The sequence below is a fragment of the Nonomuraea sp. NPDC049480 genome, assembly GCF_044465905.1.
GTDB lineage: Bacteria > Actinomycetota > Actinomycetes > Streptosporangiales > Streptosporangiaceae > Nonomuraea.
Map to the genome: position 1 here is coordinate 14,154 of NZ_JBITMD010000039.1, position 22,298 is coordinate 36,451.

A 22,298-nucleotide genomic window follows, 5' to 3' on the forward strand; every position below is an offset into this window, starting at 1 on the left:
TCCTCGCACTGTCCCACCACTTTCCTGTCCCGGCACAACCAGACCTCAAAGGTGATCCAGCATGCCCGCATCTTCTTCGTCCACCATCGGCGCGTCTTCCGGTCCGGCTCACGACTCCCGGCTGGACGTCGCCGCCGACCTCCTCGCCCTGCTCCACGACACCGCCACAGAGCCCCGCGTCGACACGCAGCTGGAGGCCCTGACCCTGGCCGTGGCGGCCGACCTGCCGGTGCTGCTGTGGGGAGAGCCGGGGATCGGCAAGACCGCGGCTCTGAAGCAGCTCGCCGCAGCCCTTGACCTGCCGCTGACCACGGTGATCGCCAGCGTGCACGAGCCGTCCGACTTCTCCGGCCTGCCCGTGGTCGGTGACGACCCAGCGGCGCAGGGCGTCCCGATGGCTCCGCCGGACTGGGCCGTGCGCCTGGCCCGGGCCGGCCGGGGGCTGCTCTTCCTGGACGAGTTGTCCACGGCGCCACCGGCCGTCCAGGCCGCTCTGCTCCGCCTCGTGCTGGAACGGCGGGTCGGCGCCCTGCGGCTACCGGCCGGCGTCCGGATCGTTGCGGCCGCCAATCCGCGGTCCTCCGCGGCCGACGGCTGGGAGCTGAGTCCGCCCTTGGCGAACCGGTTCGTTCATCTCCAGTGGATGCATGACCACGAGGTGGTGGTACGCGGACTCGGCGGGACCTGGCCGCGGGCGTCGCTGCCACGGCTCGACCCGGAGCGGCTGTCAGAGGCTGTAACGTTCGCCCGACGCGCGGTGTGCGGGCTCCTCGCCGCCCGCCCCGCCCTTGTGCATCGGCTGCCGAGCAACGAAGCCCGCCGGGGCGGTCCATGGCCGTCGCCCCGCAGCTGGGAGATGGCGCTGTGTCTGACGGCCTTCGCCACCGCGGCGAACACGCCCAAGGACGTGCTGTCCATGCTGGTCCGGGGCACGGTAGGGGACGGTCCAGGGCTGGAGCTGCTGGCCGCCATGGACCGGATGGACCTCCCGGACCCTGAGGCGCTGCTGGCCGACCCGTCGGCCGCCGACCTGCCCGAGCGGGGCGACCTGCGCCAGGCCGTGCTCGACGGCGTGGTCGAGGCGGTCCGGAGGCGGCCGGACAAGGCCCGCTGGGACGCGGCGTGGGCACTACTGGTGCGGGCGTTGGAGACCGGGGCCCCGGACCTGGTGGTCGTACCCGCGTCCACGCTCGCCGCGCTGCGCCGCGCGGATTGGGACGTCCCGGCGTCGATCGAGCAGCTCGCCGGGGCGGTGTCCTTGAGCAGGCAGGCGGACGAGGCCGCGGCGCGGGTCGCGGCCGGCGCGGGGACGAGCCGATGACACCCGGCGTAGCGGGGACACTGGACCTCGAGAAGCTCTTCGCCGCCCGGCTGCACGCCGCCCGGGTCCGGCCCTACCTGGCGACGGCGCTGTTCGCGCTGCACACGGTGGAGTCGCGGTTCGTGCCGACGATGGCCGTGGACCGGCACTGGCGGTGCTACGTCTCGCCGGCGTTCGTCGCCAGGACCCCCGTGGAGGAGCTGGCGGGGGTGTGGGTGCACGAGGTCTCCCACCTGCTGCGTGACCATCACGGCCGGAGCGACCGGGTCGCGTCGGAGCGGGGGCTGACCGGGCGGGGTGACCGGCTGCGGATGAACATCGCCGCGGACTGCGAGATCAACGACGACGTGTTCGGGGACGGGCTGTCCCGGCCCGAGGGCGCCGTCGAGCCGAGGACGCTGGGGCTGCCCGAGGGGGAGCTCATGGAGGACTACCTGCGCCAGTTCCGGCTCGGGCCGTACACGCAGGGGCTGGTCTGGCTTGACTGCGGCAGCGGCGCCGACGGACTGGACCGGGAGTGGGACCTCGGGCCGGAAGGTGCGAACGGGCTCAGCGCGCAGGAACGAGACGCGGTCCGATTCCGGGTCGCGCAGGGCATCACCGCCCGCCCCGGGGACGTCCCGAAGGGGTGGCGGCGGTGGGCGGAGGAGGCGTTCCATCCGCCACAGCCGTGGCGGGAACTGCTCGGCGCGGCGGTCCGCTCGGCGGCGTCCGGCCCCGGCGCGGGTGAGGACTACACCTACGGCCGGCCGTCGCGGCGCTCCGTCTGCCTGCCCGGCGTCATCCTGCCGAGCCTGCGGCGCAGGCCGCCTCGGGTCTCCGTGGTCATCGACACGTCCGGGTCGGTCAGCGACGCCGAACTGGGCAGCGCGCTTCTCGAGGTAGCCGCGATCGTCCGCGCCGTGGGCGGCCGGCGCGACCTGGTCAGCGTGCTGTCGTGCGATGCGGCGGCCCGCGTCGTGCAACCGCTGTGCCGCGCCGAGGGAATCGCGCTGGTGGGCGGTGGCGGGACGGACCTGCGTACGGGCTTCGCCAAGGCGCTGCGAGCAAGGACGCGGCCAGACGTCATCGTGATCCTGACCGACGGGCAGACCCCCTGGCCGGACGCGCGGCCATCGTGCCGGACAGTGGTGGGGTTGTTCGCACGGAGGAGGGCGGCCCGGTCGTGGGACGAGGACAATCCCGACTACGTGCCGGACGCGCCGCCCGAATGGGCGCGGGTGGTCGACATCGGCTGATCAGCCATCAGGCGGACATAGCCGTTACGGCGTGCTGGTGAGGCCGCCGAGCACCTGGTTGAGCTGCTCCTGGGTCAGCGGGCCGACAGGAAGTGGGTGGGCGGCTTCGGTACACAGGCCGTCCAGTATCAAGGCGACGCCGCGGCGCGCCGTCACGATGCGCTGAAGCCGGTCATCGTAGAACGCGAACCGCTCTGAGTTTCGTGGAAATGCCAACGGTCCCAGGGCAGGCACGACGGTGGTTTCGAGGCGGGCGAGCCGGCGTGCCCGCCGGCTCCGACGCCGAACTCGCGCGGGTGGTGACCACCGTCCCGTCGGCCATGTCCTGATTCAGGATCGCGTGGGGCGTCGTGGCGGGCGGAGCCCCAGGGCGCGCCGACCGGCTTCGACGAGTTGCGTGCGCAGGGCGTCCTCGTCGTTGCAGAGCAACGGCCCGGCCGCGGCGGCGATGCCGGCCAGCACCATGGCGGCGGTGACGCGCCCACCCTGGCCGGGGGCGACGTCGGCGAGTAGCGCGAACTGGCGGTCGACCAGCCGGCTGATGTCGGGCTGGGCGCGCAGCATCTCGATCGCTCCGGCATCGGTGGCCAGGACGGCGGTCACGGCTCGGTGCTCGACGGCGAGGTCGGCATAGCCGGTGAGCATGTGCTCGGCCCGCGCGTGGGGAGTGCGTTTGGTCTCGGCGGCTTCGATGACGACCCGCAATTGGGCGACCACCGGCTCGACCACCGCGGTGAGCAGCTCCTCACGAGTGCGGAAGTGGTGGTAGACGGCCGCCTTCGTGATGCCCAGCTCGTCGGCGATCATCTGCAGCGACGTGCCCGCGAAGCTGTGCCGGGTGAACAGGCGCACCGCGGCGTCGATGAGACGCTGCCGGGTATCGGGCGCGCTGGGCGCCTTCTGGACGGTTTTGGCCGCCACATCCACTCCTTCCTGCCGCATCCCTGCAGCATCGGGTCTCTCGATCTGACCACCCTAGCTTGCCGATCGGCAAGCACCAAACTAGCCGATCGGCAAGGCGGCGCACGTCGCCATCCGACACCGCAGCGAGGGAGACACATGGCCGACACACTGACCGACGCCACAGAGGAAGCGGCATCGCCGGTTCCCGGCTACCCCATGCCCAGGGACGCCGGCTGCCCGTTCCACCCGCCGGCGACCGTGCGGAAGCTGACGGCCGAAGAGCCCATCTCGAAGGTGCGGATCTGGGACGGCAGCACGCCCTGGTTCATCACCCGCCACGCCGACCAGCGGGCCCTGCTCACTGACCCGCGCATCAGCATCGACGAGACGCGGCCCGGGTTCCCGCACATGACCCGAGGCCGGGCGGAGGTGGCCAAGGTCACCCCGAAACTGATCACCAACACGGACGCACCAGAGCACACCCGGCTGCGCCGGATGGTCAACAGTCCGTTCACCGTCAAGCGCATCGAAGCCCTGCGGCCCGCGATCCAGAAGATCACCGACGATCTGATCGACGCCATGCTGGCCGGTCCGAAACCGGCCGACCTCGTCACCGCGCTGGGTCTGCCCGTGCCGACGCTGGTGATCAGCGAACTGCTCGGCGTACCGTACGCCGACCACGAGTTCTTCCACCACAACAGCACCGTCGCGCTGAGTCACGACTCCTCGGCGGAACAGGCGATGCGGGCCGGCGCCGCGCTGTCGGAGTACCTCGACGGCCTGATCGGCAAGAAGCTGGCCGATCCCGCCGACGACATGCTGTCGCAGCTGGCCGCCCGGATCAAGGCCGGCGAGATGACCCGCGCCGAGGCCGCCACCATGGGCGTGGCCGTGCTGATCGCCGGGCACGAGACGAGCGCGAGCATGATCCCCCTCGGCACGCTCGTGTTGCTCCAGAACCCCGACCAGCTCGCTCTGCTGCGCGACGCCGACGACCCGAAGGTTGTCGCCGCCGCGGTCGAAGAGCTCCTGCGCTACCTGACGATCGTGCACACCGGCGTCCGCCGGATCGCCGCCGAGGACATCGAGATCGGCGGCCAGACCATCCGGGCCGGAGACGGCATCATCTTCGACCTGTCCGCCGCGAACTGGGACGCCGGCATGTTCCCCGAACCCGACCGGGTCGACCTGGGCCGGGCCGCCCGTCAGCACCAGGCCTTCGGGTACGGCCCCCACCAGTGCCTCGGCCAGAACCTCGCCCGCGTCGAGCTCCAGGTCGTCTACAGCACCCTCTACCGCCGCATCCCGACCCTCCGCCTGGCCGTCCCCATGGACGAGATCCAGTTCGCCTTCGAAGGCATTGCCTACAGCCTCCGTTCTCTGCCCGTCACCTGGTGAAAGGAGCGACTCCCATGCGTGTAGAACTCGACGAGCCCAAGTGCGTCGCCTCCGGCCAGTGCGTCCTGGCCGCCCCGGAGGTGTTCGACCAGCGGGAGGATGACGGCGTCGCGATCCTGCTGGACGAGACGCCCGCCACCGACCTCCACGACCACGTGCGGGAGGCCGCGGCGATCTGCCCGGCCGCGGCCATCCGGCTGGTGGCCGGATGAGGCGGATCGTGGTCGTCGGCGCCTCGGCCGCCGGGCTCGCCGCGGCCGAGACCCTGCGCCGCGAGGGCTTCGACGGCACGATCGCCCTCATCGGCGACGAGCCACACCTCCCGTACGACCGGCCACCGCTGTCCAAGCAGCTCCTGGCCGCGCAGTAGGAGCCCGACCGGCTGATGCTGCGCGCGCCGGACGCCCTGAACGCACTCGGCTCCACTGCTCGGGTACTCGGTCAAGGAGTGCGGATGCGAGCGTACGAGAGCTCGAAGTCGACGTTCCAGGTCTCGCCGTTCTCCGACATCTCCCAGCGGGCCTCCATGGTGTCGCCGTCCTCGCTCAGTGTGCCGGTGAAACGCTGGTTGAAGCCCGGCGCGTCACGCCAGATCCGCCACTCGCCGTCCGCGAACGTCATCTGGTAGACGCGGTGCACGCCGCGGGCGTCGGCGTACAGCATCGTGAACTCGCCGGAGGCGTCGTCCAGGCCGATCACAGCGGTGGTGGAGGACGGGGTGTTCGCCTGCCAGTCCTTCGGTGCGGTGTCGCGGATGGGGTCCATGCCGAAGATCTGGCGCAGGTACGCACCTCCGTCCTGCCAGCTGAACTCCGTCCACCCGCTGCCCACGCCGGGCACCTTCGGTTGCACGGTCCAGCGGCCGACGAGTACGTCGAGGCGGGCGAGTGCGGGATGCCGTCGGCCATGTCCGCGTCCTTTCTCGTTTCCGGTGGTCGTGTCGTGCTCACCGTCCCAGCGGGCATATCTGACAAGATCCATGCCGTCAAGTGACGGGCCCGCTCCCAACCGGTCGCGCATATCCCTCGTGATCGCGTGCGGGGCGGTGGCATACTCCCCCGCGTGCCAGCCTGTGTCCCCCGCGAGGATGCCCGATATGTCGGCGGTGTGATACCGACGCTCCTCCTCTACTCGGCCGAACCCGTGGTGCAACTTCCCAGGTTCCGGATGGTTTCCGGCAGGCCGTCGACCTGTTCCGGCTGGGAGTTCATCCCTGGTGTGACCTTTTCCCTGCTGCAAGGGCCGGGGCGGTTCCGACTCATGGTGGAAGGGATCACTCACCGGGACGAGGCCGATGAGCGGTTCGCATGGTTGAGCGCCGTGGATCATGCGGGCGGGGCGGTTGTGGTGGTGGCCGACTCCTGCAGCGGCACATGTGAGTGGGTGGCGCTGGCCGATAGCGGGCGGGCACGCGGTGGGTACATGCCTGTCGTCCGGCATTCCGGATGATCATGAGTGACGTCCGCGTCTCCCGGCAAGCCAGGATTTACCCAACTCAAGGCTAACTATATGCATTAGTCTAAACACCGTGGGTAACGACGTCGTAGCACGGGCGACCCGCCGCATCGGGCGGCGGGGCGCGTCACTCGCATTCGTCGGGCTGCTCAGCCTGGTCGTCGCCGCTTCCTTGGCGTTCGCACCGGCCGACCAGCGCGCCACCCCCGGCTACACCATGCTGGCCTCGGTCGCCCCACTGACGGTCTGGGCGTTCGCCTGGTGCGTCATCGGCGGCCTGTGCCTGGTGCAGACGTTCATGCGATCCGACCGGATCGCCTTCGCCGCCGCCACGGCCCTGCTCCTGCTGTACGGCTTGGTCTACCTGGTCTCGACCTTCACCGGCGACAACCCGCGCGGCTGGGTCGGCGGGGCGGTCTGGCTGGCGTTCGGCGGCTGGATCGCGCTGATCGCCACCTGGCCGGAGGCCGTGAGCGTGGACCGGCTGCCGGGCACCGGGTCGGCGGCCGTCGTCGTCGCCGACGCGTCGGGGACCATCCTGTCGTGGAATCCCCAGGCCGCGACCTTGTTCGGCTGGAGCACGGACGAGGCAGTCGGGCGGCCGCTGACGGTACTGATGCCGGCCCGGTTCCGCGATCAGCACACCGCCGGGCTGGCCCGGGTGCGCTCCACCAGCGAATCGGAGCTGGCCGGGCGGATCATCCCGCTGGTGGGGCTGCGCCGCGACGGCAGCGAGTTCCCCATCGCGCTGACCGTCAACGCCTGGCACAGCGACGAAGGCATCACGTACACCGGCGTGATCCGGCCCATGGGAGGAGGCGGTGTTGTCCGGGCTGAGTGACATCCTCATCCAGCTCGCCGTGGGCGTGGTCCCCCTCGGCGTGGCGTACCTGGCCTTCAGGTCCGCCACCGACGCCAACAAGAAGACCCAGCAGACCGCGCTGATGCAGGCCGAGCGTCAGGCCGAGATAGAACGTTCCAAAGTGGACGCCGAGGCGTTCCTCCGGGCGAAGACGATCTACGAGGACGCGCTGAGCCAGATGGAGACGCATATGGGGCGGCTGCAGAGCCATTCCGCCCAGCTCAGCACCGACCTGACCAACGAGCAGAGCACCTCGACCGCGATGCGCGACCACATCAGGCGCCTCCAGGCGCAGATCCGGGCGCTGGAGCGGACGGTGATCGCCCTACGCACCCAGCTCGTCGCGGCCGGGCTCGCCCCGGCGCCGGTTTCGGAGACCACCGGTCCCTATGCGGTCGGCGGGCGGAGTGACGACACCCGGTAGACACCTCCCGAGCTGCGCACAACGGGGGCGCTCTCATCGGCCCGCTCCGTGCGTGACTAGAGCCCGTACGCCCGGGCCAGCAGCTCGGCCGAGCGCAGCCACACCTTCCGGTCGGGCGCGGAGAACACGACGATGAGCTCGTCGGCCTGGGCGTGCTCGGCGAACCGGTCGACGTACTCCTTGACCTCGCCCGGATCCCCGACGGCCGAGTACTTCGTCATCTGCAGGATCTGCTGCCCGGCCGGCGACTCGAGGATCAGGTCGGCCTCCTCCGGCGTGAACGTGCGCCCGCGCCCGAGGAACCTGCTCACTCTGAACCGCTTGGCCGCCAGGAACTGCTCCTGCGCCTCCTCCGCCGTGTCCGCCGCGATCACGTTGAGCGCGGCCATCACGTACGGCCGCTCCAGCTGCGCCGACGGCCGGAACTCGCGCCGGTAGAGCGCGACGGCCTCCTCCAGGGCGGTGGGGGCGAAGTGGGACGCGAACGCGTACGGCAGTCCGAGTGCGGCGGCCAACTGGGCCCCGAACAGGGAGGACCCGAGAATGTACAGCGGCACGTCGGTTCCTTTGCCGGGGGTCGCGTTCACGCCCGGGATCCGCGTCTCGCCCGTCAGGTAGCCCTGCAGTTCCAGCACGTCCTCCGGGAACGTGTCCGCGGCGGCCGGGCTGCGGCGCAGGGCCCGCATGGTCTGCTGGTCGCTGCCCGGCGCCCGGCCGAGCCCGAGGTCGATGCGCCCGGGATGGAGGGTTTCCAGGGTGCCGAACTGCTCGGCGATCGTCAGCGGGGAGTGGTTCGGGAGCATGACGCCGCCTGCTCCGAGGCGGATCGTCCGGGTATGGGCGGCCACGTGCGCGATGAGCACGCTGGTGGCCGAGGACGCGATGCTGTCCATGTTGTGGTGCTCGGCGTACCAGATGCGCTCATATCCGAGCTCCTCCGCGCGCTGGGCGAGGGCCACGCTGTGGGTGAAGCTGTCCCTCGCCGTCTCGCCCTCGCCGATGTGCGCCAGATCAAGGATGGACAGCGGCAGAGCCATGGGTACGCGCCTTTCGCAGAGCGGGCATTTGTGACCTGGCTCTTGGCAACAGCGGTGACGGCGCGGTTATTTCGCTCGGGCCCCCGGGCCGGGGCCCGAGCGAGGACATCAGGAGGCGGTGCAGGTCACCGGGGACGGGGTGCCGTTCTGGCCGCTCCAGTTGCCGGTGAAGCCGAACGTGGTGCTCGCGCCGGCGGCCAGGGCGCCGTTGTGCGTGACGTTCGTGACGGTGACGGACCCGCTGCCGGAGACGGTGCCGTTCCAGAGGTGGGAGATCGTCTGCCCGTTCGGGAACGTCCAGGCGACCTTCCATCCGGAGATGGACGACGAGCCGGCCTTCACGCTGACCTCGCCCTGGAAGCCACCCTGCCACTGGCCCGTCACCTTGTAGGTGGCGGTGCAACCGGCGGGACCAGCGGTCGGGGTGCTGGTACCCGTGGGCTGCGGGGCGGCGATGGCCAGGTCGTACGCCCGCTGCGGCACGAACTGGCCGGCCCCGGCGATGCACCCGTCCGCCTCGCCCGGCGGCTTCACCCAGAGAAAGGCGTCGATGGCCGCGTCACCGGTGTTCGTGGTGCTCCAGGTGCCGGTGGCGCGGCCGGGCGGGTCGCACCACTCGCTGCCCGACGGGCCGTTGCCGTTGCGGCTGGTGTCGATGACGGCCTTGAGCCTGGACACGCCGGTTGCCGCGATCACGCTCTTCGCGTACGACACCAGCCCCGGCGTCGAGCGGTAGTTGGAGGTGTTGACCGCGATGCCGTCGGCGCTGTTGACCACGTCCGCGCCGGTCAGCCTGGAGGCGGCCTCCGAGGCCGACAGCCAGGCGTCGTGCCCGATGTCGAAGTAGACCTTGGCCTGCGATCGGAGCTTCTTGCCCGCGTACGCCATGGAGGCCTTGACCTCGGCCTGCTCGGCGGCGTTCATGCAGTTGGACATGATCGCGAGGGCGTCCGGCTCCAGGATGATCGAGGCGGGCCGGCCGGCCAGGCCGAGCGCGATCTGGTCGATCCAGGCGCGATAGGACGCGTGGTCCGGGGCGCCACCGGCGCTCGGGCCGCCGCAGTCGCGGTTGGGCATGGCGTACACGACCATGATCGGAATCTTGCCGGCCGCCGCGGCGGCGCCGACGTACGCGTCGACCTGGCCGCGCACGGTGGAGGGGTTGTACGTGGCGAACCACCGGCCCTGCGGCACGGCGGCGATCCTGTCCCTGATCACGGGGGTGCGGCTGTCGTTGGGGTTCGCGGCCACCCACTTGGCGGCGTTGGTCTGGGGATCCACGTAGAAAGCGGAGTCAGCGGCCTGGGCGGTGGACGAGGAGAGGACGACCGCCCCCGCCGCGGCCGTGGCGGCCGCCGTGAGGAGCACCGCCAACATGGGCCTTCTGCGAGACATGCAATCACTCCGTAGGTCATGTGGGAGCGCTCCCACCAGCACTCCGGATGGTAGGGAGCCGGCACTGCCCGCTCAAAGACATCCGATCGCTGGCGGCCGCCTGTCCCCAGGTCGGGGCGGCCTCCAGCGGTGAAACTTTCACTCGGCCAGGCACGCCTCGAAGACCGCGGTCAGCCGGTCGATGTCGGCCGGCGTCGGCGTCTCCGGACCGAGACGGCGACGCATGGCGCCGACGCCGAGGAAGACCGCCGTCGCCATGCGGGCCCTGGCACGCGCCTCCGGGCCGCCGCCGAGCTGCGCCTCCAGCGGCTGGAGCACGGCCCCGATCAGGCGCTCGCGGGCCACCTCCCTGACCTCCGGGTGCTGGGCCGAGCGCTCCAGCGCACGGAGGATGGGGCTGTCCGGCGGATGTTTCATCCTCTCGGCGGCGTACTCGGCCAGTCGCCGCGGCAACCCCTCCCTGCCGCCCTCGAACAGCGCGCTGATGGTCGGCTCGCCCTCCAGCACCGCGCCGAAGAGCCCGGCCTTCGAGCCGAAATAGCGGCCGACCAGCGCGATGTTGGCGTCCGCCGCGGCGGCGATCATCCGGATGGTCACCTGTTCGTAGCCGTGCTCGCCGAACAGCGTGCGGGCGGCCTGCAGGATCCGCTCGCGGGTGGCCTCCTTGCCGCGGAGCCGGGTCACCTGGGCGTCCATGCCCCGAACTCTACTCAAGGCGCCCTCTACTTGCCGTGCGGCTAGTAAACATGCGTATACTCAAGTCGGATAAAGTTACACGAAGGGGATGATGGTGTCTTGGTAGCCCAGGCTCAGACCGCCTCCCCCGCGAAGCGGACCTACACCCACCGCGAAATCCTCGAGGTCATGTCCGGGCTGATGCTCGCGATGCTCACGTCGATGATCTCGACCTCGGTGGTGAGCACGGCTCTGCCGACGATCGTGGGAGAGCTCGGCGGTCAGGACCAGTACTCATGGGTGGCGTCGGCCACGATGCTGACGATGACGGTGTCCACGCCGTTGTGGGGCAAGCTGTCCGACCTGTTCGGGCGCAAGTTGCTCTTCCAGGCGGCGCTGGGATTGTTCGTCGCGGCCTCGCTGGTGGCCGGTCTGTCGCAGAACATGGGGCAGCTCATCGCGGCGCGAGCCGTACAGGGCCTGGGTGCGGGTGGTTTGTCGGCACTGTCACAGGTGATCCTGGGGGACATCGTCTCGCCCCGCGAGCGCGGCCGGTACTCCGGCTACATGGGCGCCGTCTTCGGGATCTCCACGGTCGCGGGACCGCTGCTCGGCGGGTTCATCGTGGACACCGACTGGCTCGGCTGGCGGTGGTGCTTCTACGTCGTGGTGCCGTTCGCGGTGGTGGCGTCCCTCGTGGTCCAGAAGGTGCTGCGGCTGCCGAGCGTCAAGCGGAACACCTCGATCGACATCTGGGGCGCGACGACGATCACGGCCAGCGCGAGCGCGCTGATGCTGCTGCTGACGCTGGGCGGCAACGAGTTCGAGTGGAACTCGTTCTGGACCTACTTCCTGGCCGCCGTCAGCCTGCTCACGCTGGCCCTCGCGGTGGTGGCCGAGCGGACCGCGGGCAACCCGATCCTGCCGCCGCGGCTGTTCCGCAACCGTACGTTCGTGCTGACCAGCATCGCCTCGCTGTTCGTCGGCATGGCGTTGTTCGGCGCGATGATCTACCTGCCGCAGTACCTGCAGATCGTCAAAGGCCTCAGCCCGACGGAATCCGGCCTGATGACGCTGCCCATGGTGGTGGCGCTGTTCCTGGCCGGCGTGATCTCCGGCAAGATCGTCACCAGGACCGGCCGGTGGAAGATCTTCCCCGTCGCGGGCCTGCTGATCGTGGCCGTCGGACTGTTCCTGCTGTCACGGCTGCATGTCGACTCCAGCGAGTGGCTCATCGGCTTCGACGTGGCCGTCCTCGGCCTCGGACTGGGCCTGTCCATGCAGTTGCTCATCCTGGCCGCCCAGAACGGCTCCGATGTACGCGACATGGCCTCCACCACGGCAGGCGTGTCGTTCTTCCGCTCACTCGGCGGCGCCGTCGGCGTGGCGGCCTTCGGCGCGATCCTCACGAACCGGCTCAAGGACGAGATGGCCGAGATGCTCAGGGCCGCGGGCATCACGCTGCCGGGCGGCTCGGACGTCCGGCTCGGCAGCCCGAGCGACATCCAGCAGTTGCCCGGGCCGATCAAGCACATCGTGCTGGAGTCGTTCACGCGCGGTCTCGAGACCGTTTTCATGGTGGGCGTGCCGGTCGCGGTCATCGGCTTCGTGGCCGCGATCCTCCTCAAGGAGCTGCCGCTGCGCGGCTCCACGGTGACCCCGCCGGCGGCCAAGCCGCTCGGCAAGGACGACCTCGTCCTGGCCGGGCTGCTGCTGGAGCTCGTGGCCCAGCGCGTCGAGCGGGCGGACGGCGAGAGGTCCGCGCTGCTCACGGCGGTCGCCAGGATGGCACCGCCGGACGACCGCTCCGAGCGCGAGCGCGCCAGATCGGTCGCGCGTACCGTGCTGCGGCCCGCCTCGCGTGCCCTGATCGCGCAGGCCGCGCCACCGCAGAAGGACCTCGTGACAAGAGGAGTCTCGCAATGATTCGTAAATTCGTGGGCGCCGTCGCGGCGGCACTGGCGACGCTGGCCGGGCTGTGGCTGATGATCGCACCCCTCGCCCTCGGGACCCAGCCCGAGAACGCCGGCTGGACCGACGCCACCACGTCGGAGTTCTTCACCGGCCTCGGCGTGGCCGTCGTGGGGCTCGTGGGCCTGGTCGCGTTCGCACTGGCCCTTCACGAGGAGCTGGTGTCGCGGGGCCTGGTAGCCGTACGGCGGCGGGCCGAGCCGGAGCCCGAGCCCGTGCCGGCCGCGCCCCAGACGTCGTCCGCCGAGCTGGCGGCCCTGCTGGCCCCGCTGGTCGAGGCGCTGCGTGAGGACCTGAACAACGACACGGGCGAGCACCGCCGCAACGGCAAGGCGATTCAGGAGATCAGATGAAAGGCAAGCTGGGCGTGTCCGCCCTGATCCTGCTGTTCCTCGGCGGCCTGTGGCTGATCGCCGCCCCCTTCGCCGTCGGCTACCAGCCCCGGGGCGCCGCGTATGTCGACGCGACGGTCAACGACCTGTGGCTCGGCGGCTCGATCGCCGCACTCTCGTTCGTCTCCCTCGTGATCTACGCCGCCGACGCCCTGCGCGAGCTGGCCAGGCGCGGCAGGCACTCGGACGGCTGAACGTGCCGTGCTCGGAGGTGGCACGGAACCACGGGCTCGCCGTACTGCGCGAATAGCCCCCTGACCTGGCGAGACCTCGCATATGGTGGCTAGATGAAACGTACTGCCGCCATGGCGTTCGTGGTGCTCGCGTCCGTTTCGTGCGGCACGGCGGAGCCGGCTCCGCCCGCCCGCGGGCCCGTGACGTCCGCTCCCGTATACGAGAAGCCCGATTCACCGACGGCCGCGCCGAGCACGACGGCGCCGCCCGCGTTCAAGGCCAAGGTCTCGAACGTCTCCCGCGACCGGCTGCCGTACTCGTGGCGGCCCGGTTGCCCGGTCCACTACCGGGACCTGCGGCTGGTCACGCTGTCGTACTGGGGGTTCGACGGCAAGCAGCACACCGGTGAGCTGGTCGTGCGGGAGACGGTGACCGACGACATCGTCACCGTGTTCAGGAAGTTGTACGGGTGGCGTTGGCCGGTCAAGCAGATGAAGCTGGTGGACGCGTACAAAGCAGACGACTTCGCCTCGATCGAAGCGAACAACACCTCGGCCTTCAACTGCCGCCGGGCGACCGGGTCAAGTAGCTGGTCGAAGCACGCGTACGGGGAAGCGATTGACATCAATCCCCGCGAGAACCCATATGTCACCGCAAGTGGCAGCACAGCACACCAAAATGCCAAGAAGTTCACCAAGCGCCCGATGAAGGGCAAAGGTGTCATTAATCCTGGCGACAAGGTGGTGAAAGCCTTCGCCCAGGTGGACTGGGAGTGGGGCGGCTACTGGTCCGGCGCCAAGGACTACCAGCATTTCTCCAAGAGCGGAGGCTGAGACAATCCTCCCATGGCGGTAATGGACGGTGACGGCTGGACCGAGTGCGCCCAAGGCCACCGGCATTGGGGGCTGCATGGAGCGTCGGGGCTCCTCCTCGTCCACCACGACGAGCTCGGGGTGCCATATGTGCTCATGCAGAAACGGGTCTGGTGGAGTCACCACGGCGGCACCTGGGGGCTGCCCGGCGGCGCGCGCGACAGCCACGAGGACGCTGTCAGCAGCGCGCTGCGCGAGGCCCACGAGGAGGCCGCGCTCGATGGCGATGGTCTGCGGGTGCAGGGCGTCTACGTCGACGACCACGGCGGGTGGACGTTCGAGACGGTGATCGCCGAGTCGGCCGAGCTGCTGGCCGCGGCGCCGGCCAACCTCGAGAGCACCGAGCTGCGCTGGCTGGCCCTGCCCGAGGTGGGAGACCGGAAGCTGCATCCGGGCTTCGCCGCGACGTGGGGCGAGGTCCAGCGGGCGCTCAGGCCGGAGACGATCGTGCTGGACGTGGCCAACATCGTCGGCGCGCGGGCCGAGCACGGCTGGTGGCGCGACCGGCTGGCGGCCGCGACCCGGCTGCTCGAGGACGTGGCGGGGCTCAGGCTCGAGCATCCGATCCTGGCGCAGTGGTTCCCGAGGGTGGTCGCGGTCGTGGAGGGCGCGGCCAAGGGCGTGCCCTCCGTTCCCGGCATCGAGGTGGTCGCGGCCACGGGCAGCGGTGACGACACGATCGTCGCGGTGGTGCGCGCGGCCAGGCCGTGGGAGCGGGTCGTCGTGGTGACCGCGGACCGGGCGCTGCGGGGACGGGTCAGCGAGCTGGGAGCCGAGACCGTGGGCCCGAGGTGGCTGCTGTCACAACTCCGCTAGGGCCACGCCGTCGAAGGCCGCCTTGAGCCCCGTCACGTCGAGCACCCGCTGCAGCACGCCGTGCACACCGACCAGGCGGAGTGAACCGGAGTGCGCGGCCACCCGCCGCTGATGCGTCACCAGCACCCACAGACCGCTCGAATCGCAGAACTCCAGCCGTGTCGCGTCCACGACGATCTCCACGAGCCCCTTGGCGAAGAGCTTCGCCAGGGCTTCCGCGAGCAACGGCGCGGTGATCTTGTCGAGGTCACCCGCGAGGCGCACGAGCGTGCCCGGGTCTCCGCGCTCAACGTCGACGTCGAGATCCGCCACCTCCTGAACGTACACCGCCGTCACCGCAGCCGCTATCGTGGTTTCCGCATGGAGGGTTCGCATAGTGGACGAGTGCAGCCGCCTTGAAAGCGGCCAGGTCAGCGATGGCCTCATGGGTTCGAATCCCATACCCTCCGCCAAGCTTCAGGGCGTCTGAGCGGCCCTGCGTAAAAGCCTTGTTCCAGCCGGCACCTGCGGCCCGCCGTGCTGGGCTCCCAGCACGTGGGTGCCGGCCCAGGCGAACGGATTCGTGGCCAGCGCGCCAGTCTCACAATGAGTGGTTATTCGACTACCCTCCGTATCGATGAGTGACGTATCTCCATCGACACACCGGAGGCAACCATGCCAGGCATCGCCCGCAAGATCGGCATTTCACTCGCCGCGACGGCGCTCGCCATCGTGACGGCGGCCGCTCCAGCCACGGCTACGAGATCGGGCAGCACCGCACGGCAGGCCGCGCCGGTGGCGTACTTCACGATGACCGACATAACGAGGCAGCAGTTCGTCATCGAGCTCACCGACCCGGCCAAGATCCAGCACGCCCGGGCTCTGATCCGCGGCGAAACCCCGTCGCGGCCCCACGTCGTCGGCAGGATCCAGAAGAGCCCCGCCCCGTACAACCCGGGCTGGAGTTACCACTACCGGCCCGAGACCATCGACTTCTTCGACGTGGCCATCGAGGTGTGCGACGCCACCATCCCGTACGTCGAGGACCACCTGGACGAAGCGGGCGGCGCGTTCCTGCCCGGGCTCGTGTGGTGCCCCTGGACCTCCCGGCTGGTGAGTGAAGTGTCCGGGTCGTAACCGGTACGACCCCCTACCCTCCGCTCATTCCCGGATGCCCGCGAACCCGTCGCCCACGCAGGCGGCGAGCTGGAGGTAGGCGTCCCTGGTGGTCTCCTGCAGCCGGTCCAGGTCGATCTCCGCGCCCTCCTCCAGATGCGGGTCGTACGGCACCCGGATCACGGCGCGGCATCTGGCGGCGAAGTGGGCCTCCAGCTTCTTGATGTCGACCGCCGACTTCGACCGCGGCCGGACGCTGCACAGCACCACGGTCGCGTTCTTCACCAGGTCGCCGTAGTGGTGGGCCTCCAGCCAGTCGAGCGTGGCCGAGGCCGCCCTGGCACCGTCCACGGATGCGGAGCTGACCAGGACGATCTGGTCGGCGAGCCCCAGCACGCCGCCCATGGCCGAGTGGAGCAGGCCGGTGCCGCAGTCGGTGATGCAGATCGAGTAGAAGTTCTCCAGCACCTGGGAGACGGCCTGGTAGTCGGAGCCGCTGAACGCCTCGGAGACCGACGGGTCGCGGTCGGAGGCCAGCACCTCCAGCCGTGAGGGCGCCTGCGAGGTGAACGCCCTGATGTCGACGTACCGCTTGACCTGTTCGCGCTCGTTGAGCAGGTCGCGCACGGTGGCCGAGGTCTCCAGGACCAGCTTGTCGGACAGGGTGCCGCGATCGGGGTTGGCGTCCACGGCGATGACCCGGTCACCGCGCATCTGGGCGAGCGTGGCGCCGAGCCCGACCGTGGTGGTGGTCTTGCCCACGCCGCCCTTCAGACTCAGCACGGCCACGCGGTGGTGTCCCGTGGTCACCGGGGTGCGGGCCCTGGCCACGAGTTCGCGGCGGCGGCGCACCTCCGGCGGCTCGCCCGGCTTGATCCAGCCGCCCGACGCCTTGTAGACCAGGCGGCGCCAGCCCTTGGAAGGGGCGTTACGCCGTCCGCGCAGCAGAGACTCCGGGTCGAGGCTGTCGGCGGTCGGCCGGCCCGTCGCCGGCGGCCGCGGCGGGGCCGTGAACACGGGCACGGGGGCCGGGCGGCGGCGCGGCCGGGGAGGCGGCGTGGGGATCTCGCGCTCGGCGGGCCGCCATTCCTGCTGCTCCGTCCACTGGGGGCGGTCCTGCTTCTGCGGCTGGGGGCGGTCCTGCTTCTGCGGAGGCTGCGGCGGCTCGGGGCGCCGCTCGACCGGCTCCGCCCGCTGCTCGACCGGCTGGGGCCGCTGCTGGACCGGCTCGGGGCGCTGGGTGGGCTCGTCCTCAGGAGGCGATTCGGCCCACTTCGGGCGCTCGTTCCTGGGGAGGGTGTCTTCCCAGGCCTCCCGGTGGTCTTCTTCGGGAGCGGGGTCCTCGGCGCGGGCTTGCTCAGGGGCGCCCGGGGCCTTCTCGGCCGCCCAGGACGGAACCTCCTCGGCAGGCTTCGACCAGTCGGACGACGGCTCCTTGACCGGCCTTGTCCAGTCGGACGGCGGCCACGCGGTGTCCTCTTCCCGAGCCTGCTCGGGCGTGTCCGTCTCGGCCGGCGGCGGCGTGAACGACAGCGAATAGCTGTCGGTGTCGTCGGGGCGCGGCAGCGGCTTGAGCGGGGCGTGGAACGGGTCGTCCGCTCTGGGGCCGGGCGGCGGGCTCTTGGGCTCTTCCCTGGTGGCCGCCGTGCCGAGCCACTCCGCGGCCTCGCTCTCGGCCTCAGGGAGGTCCTCGGCCGCCGCGGGACCGTACACCGAGTCGACGGCCGCGCGGAACAGCGGCGGCGTCGGCGTGTCATGCTGCGTCGGGACGAGCTGCCATGGGTCCTTGGGGTACGGCGAGGAGACCGGCTCATCGGCAGAAGCAGTCGAGGCGCTGACGGAGACCGGAGCCTCTTCCGTCTCCTTGATCGCATCCAGCCAGGCCAGCTGCTCCTCGAGAGATTCTTCTCGATCGTGTCTTGCCACCGTGTTCCCCCTTGGGTGGGTCTAAAGGGGTAGCAAATACCTTGCAGGTTAACGCCCCAGGTTCCCGTGCAGCCCGGCAACCCACAACTTCTTTGCCCGGCTACCGTGGTTCGCATGCGAGCCATTGAGATCGCCGAGCCCGGCGGACCAGAGGTGCTGGAGTGGCGCGAGGTGCCGGAGCCGCGTGTCGAGCGCGGAGACGTGCTCATCGACGTGGCCGCCTCCGCGGTGAATCGTGCCGATGTCCTGCAACGCAACGGATTCTACGACCCGCCGCCCGGCACGCCGGCGTATCCGGGGCTGGAGGTGTCCGGCGTGGTGGCCTCGGTCGGCGCGGACGTCGAGCACTTCAAGGCGGGCGACGAGGTGTGCGCGCTGCTCGCCGGCGGCGGTTACGCTGAGCGCGTAGCCGTGCCGTGGCAGCAGGTGATGCCGGTGCCGGACGGGATGTCGCTGCCCATCGCGGCGGCACTGCCGGAGGCGGTCTGCACGGTCTGGTCCAACGTCTTCATGGTCGGGCGGCTGCGCAGAGGCGAGACGCTGCTGGTGCACGGCGGCGCCAGCGGGATCGGAACGTTCGCCGTCCAGCTCGCCAAGGCCCTCGGCTCGTACGTGGTCGCGACCGTCGGCACGGCGGAGAAGGCCGAGCGCGTCCGGCAACTCGGCGCCGACGAGGTCGTCAACTACCGCGAGGAGGACTTCGCCGAGAAGGTCAAGGCCGACGTCATCCTCGACATCATGGGCGCCAGATATCTGGCGGGCAACGTCCGGGCCCTCCGCCCCGGCGGCCGGCTCGTGGTCATCGGGCTGCAGGGCGGCCGCAAGGCCGAGCTCGACCTCGGCGCGCTGCTCACCAAGCGTGCCTCCGTCCACGGCACCACGCTGCGGGCGCGGCCGGTGGAGGAGAAGGGCGTCATCGTCCGCAGCGTCGTCGACAATGTGTGGCCGCTGGTCACCGCGGGTGCGGTCCGTCCCGTGGTGTACGCCGAAGTCCCCATGGCGGAGGCGGCCGAAGCACACCGTATGTTGGATTCCGGGGAGCACGTCGGCAAGATCCTGCTAGTACGGTGAGTGTTATGAATGCTGAGGACAACAACACCCCCCACATCGTGGTGGTGGGCCCCGACTTCCAAGGAGGTCAGGGCGATAACGGCGAAGAGGACCGCTCGGTCACCAACCTGGTCGAGCAGCCCGCCAAGGTGATGCGTATCGGCAGCATGATCAGGCAGCTCTTGGAGGAGGTGCGCGCGGCTCCTCTCGACGAGGCCAGCCGTAAGCGGTTGAAGGAGATCCACGCGTCCTCCATCAAGGAGCTCGAGGACGGCCTGGCACCTGAGCTGGTCGATGAGCTGGAGCGGTTGTCTCTCCCGTTCACCGAGGACAACGGCGCGCCACCGAGCGAGGCCGAGCTGCGCATCGCGCATGCCCAGCTGGTCGGCTGGCTGGAGGGGTTGTTCCACGGCATCCAGACCACGCTGTTCGCGCAGCAGATGGCCGCGCGTGCCCAGCTGGAGCAGATGCGCAGGGCGCTGCCGGGTGTGCCGCACGGCGACGAGCACCAGCGGCCGCCGGGCGGCTCGGGGCCCTACCTCTAAAAGAGCTTCTCCAGGACCTGCGCGACGCCGTCGTCGTTGTTCGCGGCGGTCACGTGATCGACCGCCGCCAGCACGTCGGGGTGCGCGTTCGCGACCGCGTACGACGTGCCTGCCCAGCTCAGCATGGGCAGGTCGTTCGGCATGTCACCGAACGCGATCGCCTGCGCGGGCTTGATCTCGTGCTGCGCCGCGAACGCCGCCAGGGCGGTCGCCTTCGTCACGCCCTGCGCGCTCATCTCGATCAGGCCCCTGCCGCTGGAGTGCGTGGCGGTCACCAGGTGGCCGACGAGCTCGTGCACGATGGGCTGGAGTTCGTCCGCGCGCATGCGCGGGTGCAGGGCCAGCAGCTTGGCGCATGGGCGTCCTGTCACCGAGTCGACACATACCGCTCCCGCACCCTTACGGTCCAGGCCACCGAGCAGGAAATCGGACTCATGCGCAAAACCAGCTTCATACTCGACCGAAAATACGAGACCGGACACGTTCGCTCTTAGCTGAGCGACGACTTCCTCTAGTACGTCGACCGCGATGAGGTGAGATTCCACTATCCGTTCGGTATGCAGGTCGTAGGTCAGTGCGCCATTCGCACAGATCGCAAGCCCATGGTGACGTACCGCACTCGCCACCCCGCCCATCCACCGCGGCGGCCGCCCTGTCACGAACACGAGCAAGGCGCCCGATTGCTCCACTCTCGCGAAGGCCGCGACCGTACGGGGCGAGACGGTTCCGTCCATGCGCAGCGCGGTGCCGTCGAGGTCGGTGGCCACTAGACGGGGCGCGGGAAGGCTCTGCATAACAGGTTCCAGTTTGCCCGGTGATGCCTCCTGACAGAAATCTTCCATGCGACGGGAACACCAACGCGCCAGAATGGTGTTAGATGTGGAAGCGTTGTATTAGCTGATCCCGTAGTGAAAACCAGCATGACTTTGTCTGAGCCACCCCGGGTGCTTGCTGTACGACACACCGGGACCCACGAGGTGTGGGTCCCATAGATTCACATCCTGAGGGAGAGCTTTTATGGCTCAGGGAACCGTCAAGTGGTTCAACGCCGAGAAGGGCTTCGGCTTCATCGCCCCGGACGGCGGTGCGCCGGACGTGTTCGTTCACTTCTCCGAGATCGTCGGCAGTGGCTACCGGAGCCTCGAAGACGGCCAGCGGGTCGAGTTCGAGATCACGCAGGGCCAGAAGGGGCCGCAGGCCTCTCAGGTCCGCTCCATCTGACCTGTAGTTAGCAAGGAAGACCGGGGTTCGTTTCCAGCGGGCCTCGGTCTTTTGCATGTGTCGGGTTGGTCACGGGGTGGGCCCGTCCCGAACCTCCGGCCGCTCCATCCCGTCGACCTCTACATGAGGTACGCGTGGTTATGTCATCCCGTGACCGTTGCCGGGGTGATCGTGCTCTTGGTCAACGACCACCTGCTCAAGCAGGCCTGGCCCGGGTTCGTGACGGGCAAGCTCAGCGACGTGGCCGGCCTCGTCGTGGCGCCCGCGCTGCTGGCCCTCCTCTTCTGGCGGCGGGCCGACCTGGCCGCCACGGTGCTCACGGGAGTGCTGTTCGCGCTCGTGAAAACGACGGAGACGGGCGCTGAGGCCGCCTCCCAAGCCTGGACCCTCGTGGCGGGCCCGTCGCGCGTCCTGGCCGATCCCACGGACCTGCTGGCCCTGCCCGCGCTCGCCCTGGCGTGGTGGGTACGGCAGCGCACCCTCACTTCCCGATCCACTCGATGGCGGATCATCGTCACCATGCCGCTGGCCGTCCTGGCGGTGACCGCCACCGCCGCCGCCCCTCCGCCGCCCTCGGCCGCCTCCGTCCGGGCGGAGGGTGACTGGGTCATCGTTTACACCGACGACCTCACCATGTGGAAGTCCGGGGACGGCGGGGCCACCTGGTCGGAGGGCGGTCTTCCCTTCGAGAACATCCCGTCAGACGTTCGGGCCGAGGTCGAGAAGATCCAACCGCCACTGTCCGCCGCGTGCGTGCCCTATGAGGCGACGCGTTGCTACCGGCTGGTGCCCGGCCGGATGGCCGTGGACCAGTCCGACGACGGCGGCAAGACCTGGCGTTCCTCGTGGTCGCCGTCCGAGGACGATCTCGAACGCATCGAACGGCAGCACGGCGACGCGTCTGGACTGCGCTCGACGGCTCTGGACGTGCAGGACCGGCCCGTCGGGCACGTCGTGGTCGTGGCGAACGGCGTGGACGGCATCCTGGTCCGCGACGAGTCGGGGACGTGGCGGCGCGTGGGCTGGCCGAACCAGGCCGGGGCCAAGGAGGTGGACCTCGATCCCGAGATCGACGTGGCGCTGTTCCTGGCCGCGTGCATGCTGTTCGGCGGCATCGGCGGCGGACTGCGCCGCAATTACGGCCGCTACACGGGCTTCGCGGCCGTCACCTGCGGCGGCTTCTACCTCGCCCTGCTCGGCTGGGACAGCGTGCTGCCCGTCTCCGGCACGCAGCTCCTGTTGTTCCTCATCGGCTCGATGGTGACTCTGGCGGGCGCTCTGGGGGCGTTCGTCCTGATGTTCACCGGGCAGGCGCGGCCCGCGCCCGTGGCCGCCGGAATGCTGGGGGCGCCGCTGGTCTACGCGAGCGTCTACGCGCCCTTCTACGGCTGGTCGGTCGGCGTCCCCGGGCCCTACTGGGTCGCCGTCGTGCTCGCCGTGCTGCTGACCGGCCTCGTGCTGCTGGGGAGCATCGTCTTCATCAGGCGCGACGCCCGGCGCATGAACGCCGGGCGCGCGGCTGAGTGAC

The 22,298-nt window shown here is 70.1% G+C and carries 26 protein-coding genes and 1 tRNA gene; 18 read left to right on the forward strand and 9 right to left on the reverse strand.

Translation table 11 applies throughout. The features are described 5' to 3' along the window. The first annotated feature begins 61 nt into the window (after positions 1-61). On the forward strand, positions 62-1,321 hold the full coding sequence (locus ACIBX3_RS55370; protein ID WP_397128887.1) for an AAA family ATPase: 1,260 nt from the start codon (positions 62-64) through the stop codon (positions 1,319-1,321). Continuing rightward, complete coding sequence (locus ACIBX3_RS55375; RefSeq protein ID WP_397128888.1) at positions 1,318-2,559, forward strand: VWA-like domain-containing protein; 1,242 nt, start codon at positions 1,318-1,320, stop codon at positions 2,557-2,559. The genes ACIBX3_RS55370 and ACIBX3_RS55375 overlap by 4 nt, the downstream gene beginning before the upstream one ends. 24 nt (positions 2,560-2,583) lie before the next feature. Here ACIBX3_RS55375 and ACIBX3_RS55380 read toward each other — a convergent pair whose 3' ends face one another. Both ACIBX3_RS55380 and ACIBX3_RS55385 read right to left on the reverse strand, forming a co-directional pair. After that, on the reverse strand, positions 2,584-2,775 hold the full coding sequence (locus ACIBX3_RS55380; RefSeq protein ID WP_397128889.1) for a hypothetical protein: 192 nt from the start codon (positions 2,773-2,775) through the stop codon (positions 2,584-2,586). A 114-nt stretch (positions 2,776-2,889) separates the two neighbouring features. Then, positions 2,890-3,480 carry a TetR/AcrR family transcriptional regulator gene (locus tag ACIBX3_RS55385; RefSeq protein ID WP_397128890.1) on the reverse strand — a complete coding sequence of 197 codons (591 nt, stop codon included), beginning with the start codon at positions 3,478-3,480 and terminating at the stop codon, positions 2,890-2,892. 138 nt (positions 3,481-3,618) lie between these two features. Here ACIBX3_RS55385 and ACIBX3_RS55390 point away from each other — a divergent pair, with 138 nt between their 5' ends. The 3 genes from ACIBX3_RS55390 to ACIBX3_RS55400 are packed head-to-tail and all read left to right on the forward strand — an operon-like array spanning position 3,619 to position 5,230. Next, positions 3,619-4,860, forward strand: coding sequence for a cytochrome P450 (locus ACIBX3_RS55390; RefSeq protein ID WP_397128891.1), 1,242 nt, complete (start codon positions 3,619-3,621; stop codon positions 4,858-4,860). Positions 4,861-4,874: 14 nt separating this feature from the next. Then, complete coding sequence (locus ACIBX3_RS55395) at positions 4,875-5,072, forward strand: ferredoxin (RefSeq protein WP_397128892.1); 198 nt, start codon at positions 4,875-4,877, stop codon at positions 5,070-5,072. Further along, positions 5,069-5,230 carry an FAD-dependent oxidoreductase gene (locus ACIBX3_RS55400; RefSeq protein WP_397128893.1) on the forward strand — a complete coding sequence of 54 codons (162 nt, stop codon included), beginning with the start codon at positions 5,069-5,071 and terminating at the stop codon, positions 5,228-5,230. Before ACIBX3_RS55395 ends, ACIBX3_RS55400 begins: the two co-directional genes overlap by 4 nt. Before the next feature lie 71 nt (positions 5,231-5,301). Here the strand turns inward: ACIBX3_RS55400 and ACIBX3_RS55405 are convergent, their stop codons facing one another. Continuing rightward, on the reverse strand, positions 5,302-5,841 hold the full coding sequence (locus tag ACIBX3_RS55405; protein ID WP_397128894.1) for a hypothetical protein: 540 nt from the start codon (positions 5,839-5,841) through the stop codon (positions 5,302-5,304). A 547-nt stretch (positions 5,842-6,388) separates the two neighbouring features. Here ACIBX3_RS55405 and ACIBX3_RS55410 point away from each other — a divergent pair. Beyond that, positions 6,389-7,156, forward strand: coding sequence for a PAS domain S-box protein (locus tag ACIBX3_RS55410; protein WP_397128895.1), 768 nt, complete (start codon positions 6,389-6,391; stop codon positions 7,154-7,156). Continuing rightward, positions 7,140-7,601, forward strand: a complete 462-nt coding sequence (locus tag ACIBX3_RS55415; RefSeq protein ID WP_397128896.1) for a hypothetical protein — start codon at positions 7,140-7,142, stop codon at positions 7,599-7,601. The genes ACIBX3_RS55410 and ACIBX3_RS55415 overlap by 17 nt, the downstream gene beginning before the upstream one ends. Before the next feature lie 56 nt (positions 7,602-7,657). Here ACIBX3_RS55415 and ACIBX3_RS55420 read toward each other — a convergent pair whose 3' ends face one another. The 3 genes from ACIBX3_RS55420 to ACIBX3_RS55430 form a co-directional block, all read right to left on the reverse strand. Then, entirely contained in the window at positions 7,658-8,638 is a 981-nt protein-coding gene (locus ACIBX3_RS55420) for an LLM class flavin-dependent oxidoreductase (protein ID WP_397128897.1), read from the reverse strand. Between the two features lie 108 nt (positions 8,639-8,746). Beyond that, on the reverse strand, positions 8,747-10,033 hold the full coding sequence (locus ACIBX3_RS55425) for a glycoside hydrolase family 6 protein (RefSeq protein WP_397128898.1): 1,287 nt from the start codon (positions 10,031-10,033) through the stop codon (positions 8,747-8,749). A gap of 138 nt (positions 10,034-10,171) precedes the next feature. Beyond that, positions 10,172-10,729: a TetR/AcrR family transcriptional regulator gene (locus tag ACIBX3_RS55430; RefSeq protein WP_397128899.1), complete on the reverse strand. Its 558-nt coding sequence runs from the start codon at positions 10,727-10,729 to the stop codon at positions 10,172-10,174. A gap of 99 nt (positions 10,730-10,828) precedes the next feature. Here ACIBX3_RS55430 and ACIBX3_RS55435 point away from each other — a divergent pair, with 99 nt between their 5' ends. From ACIBX3_RS55435 to ACIBX3_RS55455, 5 genes are all read left to right on the forward strand, one after another. Further along, entirely contained in the window at positions 10,829-12,634 is a 1,806-nt protein-coding gene (locus tag ACIBX3_RS55435; RefSeq protein ID WP_397128900.1) for an MDR family MFS transporter, read from the forward strand. Next, a complete protein-coding gene (locus ACIBX3_RS55440) occupies positions 12,631-13,032 on the forward strand; it encodes a hypothetical protein (RefSeq protein WP_397128901.1) in 402 nt (133 codons plus the stop codon). The genes ACIBX3_RS55435 and ACIBX3_RS55440 overlap by 4 nt, the downstream gene beginning before the upstream one ends. Next, positions 13,029-13,265, forward strand: coding sequence for a hypothetical protein (locus ACIBX3_RS55445; protein ID WP_397128902.1), 237 nt, complete (start codon positions 13,029-13,031; stop codon positions 13,263-13,265). The genes ACIBX3_RS55440 and ACIBX3_RS55445 overlap by 4 nt, the downstream gene beginning before the upstream one ends. A 93-nt stretch (positions 13,266-13,358) precedes the next feature. Continuing rightward, positions 13,359-14,078 (forward strand): M15 family metallopeptidase, encoded by a 720-nt coding sequence (locus ACIBX3_RS55450; protein WP_397128903.1) that lies wholly within the window; start codon positions 13,359-13,361, stop codon positions 14,076-14,078. A 12-nt stretch (positions 14,079-14,090) separates the two neighbouring features. After that, positions 14,091-14,933 (forward strand): NUDIX domain-containing protein, encoded by an 843-nt coding sequence (locus tag ACIBX3_RS55455; RefSeq protein WP_397128904.1) that lies wholly within the window; start codon positions 14,091-14,093, stop codon positions 14,931-14,933. Here the strand turns inward: ACIBX3_RS55455 and ACIBX3_RS55460 are convergent. Further along, positions 14,919-15,245: an STAS domain-containing protein gene (locus ACIBX3_RS55460; RefSeq protein WP_397128905.1), complete on the reverse strand. Its 327-nt coding sequence runs from the start codon at positions 15,243-15,245 to the stop codon at positions 14,919-14,921. The two genes, ACIBX3_RS55455 and ACIBX3_RS55460, sit on opposite strands and share 15 nt — an antisense overlap. Before the next feature lie 50 nt (positions 15,246-15,295). Between ACIBX3_RS55460 and ACIBX3_RS55465 the strand changes: the two genes are divergently transcribed. Together ACIBX3_RS55465 and ACIBX3_RS55470 are read left to right on the forward strand one after the other, a co-directional pair. Continuing rightward, positions 15,296-15,385: transfer RNA gene (locus ACIBX3_RS55465), tRNA-Ser, on the forward strand. Positions 15,386-15,587: 202 nt separating this feature from the next. After that, positions 15,588-16,049 carry a calmodulin-binding protein gene (locus ACIBX3_RS55470; protein WP_397128907.1) on the forward strand — a complete coding sequence of 154 codons (462 nt, stop codon included), beginning with the start codon at positions 15,588-15,590 and terminating at the stop codon, positions 16,047-16,049. A gap of 24 nt (positions 16,050-16,073) precedes the next feature. On the opposite strand, the gene ACIBX3_RS55475 is transcribed toward ACIBX3_RS55470, so the two are convergent. Beyond that, complete coding sequence (locus tag ACIBX3_RS55475) at positions 16,074-17,954, reverse strand: AAA family ATPase (protein WP_397128909.1); 1,881 nt, start codon at positions 17,952-17,954, stop codon at positions 16,074-16,076. A 114-nt stretch (positions 17,955-18,068) separates the two neighbouring features. Here ACIBX3_RS55475 and ACIBX3_RS55480 point away from each other — a divergent pair, with 114 nt between their 5' ends. Together ACIBX3_RS55480 and ACIBX3_RS55485 are read left to right on the forward strand one after the other, a co-directional pair. Further along, positions 18,069-19,025 (forward strand): NAD(P)H-quinone oxidoreductase, encoded by a 957-nt coding sequence (locus ACIBX3_RS55480; protein ID WP_397128910.1) that lies wholly within the window; start codon positions 18,069-18,071, stop codon positions 19,023-19,025. A 5-nt stretch (positions 19,026-19,030) separates the two neighbouring features. Beyond that, positions 19,031-19,549: a bacterial proteasome activator family protein gene (locus ACIBX3_RS55485; RefSeq protein ID WP_397128911.1), complete on the forward strand. Its 519-nt coding sequence runs from the start codon at positions 19,031-19,033 to the stop codon at positions 19,547-19,549. Here ACIBX3_RS55485 and ACIBX3_RS55490 read toward each other — a convergent pair. Continuing rightward, positions 19,546-20,391: an HAD family hydrolase gene (locus ACIBX3_RS55490; protein WP_397128912.1), complete on the reverse strand. Its 846-nt coding sequence runs from the start codon at positions 20,389-20,391 to the stop codon at positions 19,546-19,548. The two genes, ACIBX3_RS55485 and ACIBX3_RS55490, sit on opposite strands and share 4 nt — an antisense overlap. A gap of 175 nt (positions 20,392-20,566) precedes the next feature. Here ACIBX3_RS55490 and ACIBX3_RS55495 point away from each other — a divergent pair, with 175 nt between their 5' ends. After that, positions 20,567-20,770 (forward strand): cold-shock protein, encoded by a 204-nt coding sequence (locus ACIBX3_RS55495; RefSeq protein WP_020542378.1) that lies wholly within the window; start codon positions 20,567-20,569, stop codon positions 20,768-20,770. A gap of 165 nt (positions 20,771-20,935) precedes the next feature. Further along, positions 20,936-22,297, forward strand: coding sequence for a hypothetical protein (locus ACIBX3_RS55500; protein ID WP_397128913.1), 1,362 nt, complete (start codon positions 20,936-20,938; stop codon positions 22,295-22,297). Position 22,298 lies beyond the last annotated feature (1 nt).

Excerpts from the sequence above, each read along its gene's own strand:
- ACIBX3_RS55370 (WP_397128887.1), top strand. The coding sequence starts at position 62 with ATGCCCGCATCTTCTTCGTCCACCATCGGCGCGTCTTCCGGTCCGGCT.
- ACIBX3_RS55375 (WP_397128888.1), top strand. The coding sequence starts at position 1,318 with ATGACACCCGGCGTAGCGGGGACACTGGACCTCGAGAAGCTCTTCGCC.
- ACIBX3_RS55390 (WP_397128891.1), top strand. The coding sequence starts at position 3,619 with ATGGCCGACACACTGACCGACGCCACAGAGGAAGCGGCATCGCCGGTT.
- ACIBX3_RS55395 (WP_397128892.1), top strand. The coding sequence starts at position 4,875 with ATGCGTGTAGAACTCGACGAGCCCAAGTGCGTCGCCTCCGGCCAGTGC.
- ACIBX3_RS55400 (WP_397128893.1), top strand. The coding sequence starts at position 5,069 with ATGAGGCGGATCGTGGTCGTCGGCGCCTCGGCCGCCGGGCTCGCCGCG.
- ACIBX3_RS55405 (WP_397128894.1), bottom strand. The coding sequence starts at position 5,841 with ATGGATCTTGTCAGATATGCCCGCTGGGACGGTGAGCACGACACGACC.
- ACIBX3_RS55420 (WP_397128897.1), bottom strand. The coding sequence starts at position 8,638 with ATGGCTCTGCCGCTGTCCATCCTTGATCTGGCGCACATCGGCGAGGGC.
- ACIBX3_RS55425 (WP_397128898.1), bottom strand. The coding sequence starts at position 10,033 with ATGTCTCGCAGAAGGCCCATGTTGGCGGTGCTCCTCACGGCGGCCGCC.
- ACIBX3_RS55430 (WP_397128899.1), bottom strand. The coding sequence starts at position 10,729 with ATGGACGCCCAGGTGACCCGGCTCCGCGGCAAGGAGGCCACCCGCGAG.
- ACIBX3_RS55440 (WP_397128901.1), top strand. The coding sequence starts at position 12,631 with ATGATTCGTAAATTCGTGGGCGCCGTCGCGGCGGCACTGGCGACGCTG.
- ACIBX3_RS55445 (WP_397128902.1), top strand. The coding sequence starts at position 13,029 with ATGAAAGGCAAGCTGGGCGTGTCCGCCCTGATCCTGCTGTTCCTCGGC.
- ACIBX3_RS55450 (WP_397128903.1), top strand. The coding sequence starts at position 13,359 with ATGAAACGTACTGCCGCCATGGCGTTCGTGGTGCTCGCGTCCGTTTCG.
- ACIBX3_RS55455 (WP_397128904.1), top strand. The coding sequence starts at position 14,091 with ATGGCGGTAATGGACGGTGACGGCTGGACCGAGTGCGCCCAAGGCCAC.
- ACIBX3_RS55470 (WP_397128907.1), top strand. The coding sequence starts at position 15,588 with ATGCCAGGCATCGCCCGCAAGATCGGCATTTCACTCGCCGCGACGGCG.
- ACIBX3_RS55480 (WP_397128910.1), top strand. The coding sequence starts at position 18,069 with ATGCGAGCCATTGAGATCGCCGAGCCCGGCGGACCAGAGGTGCTGGAG.
- ACIBX3_RS55485 (WP_397128911.1), top strand. The coding sequence starts at position 19,031 with ATGAATGCTGAGGACAACAACACCCCCCACATCGTGGTGGTGGGCCCC.
- ACIBX3_RS55490 (WP_397128912.1), bottom strand. The coding sequence starts at position 20,391 with ATGGAAGATTTCTGTCAGGAGGCATCACCGGGCAAACTGGAACCTGTT.
- ACIBX3_RS55495 (WP_020542378.1), top strand. The coding sequence starts at position 20,567 with ATGGCTCAGGGAACCGTCAAGTGGTTCAACGCCGAGAAGGGCTTCGGC.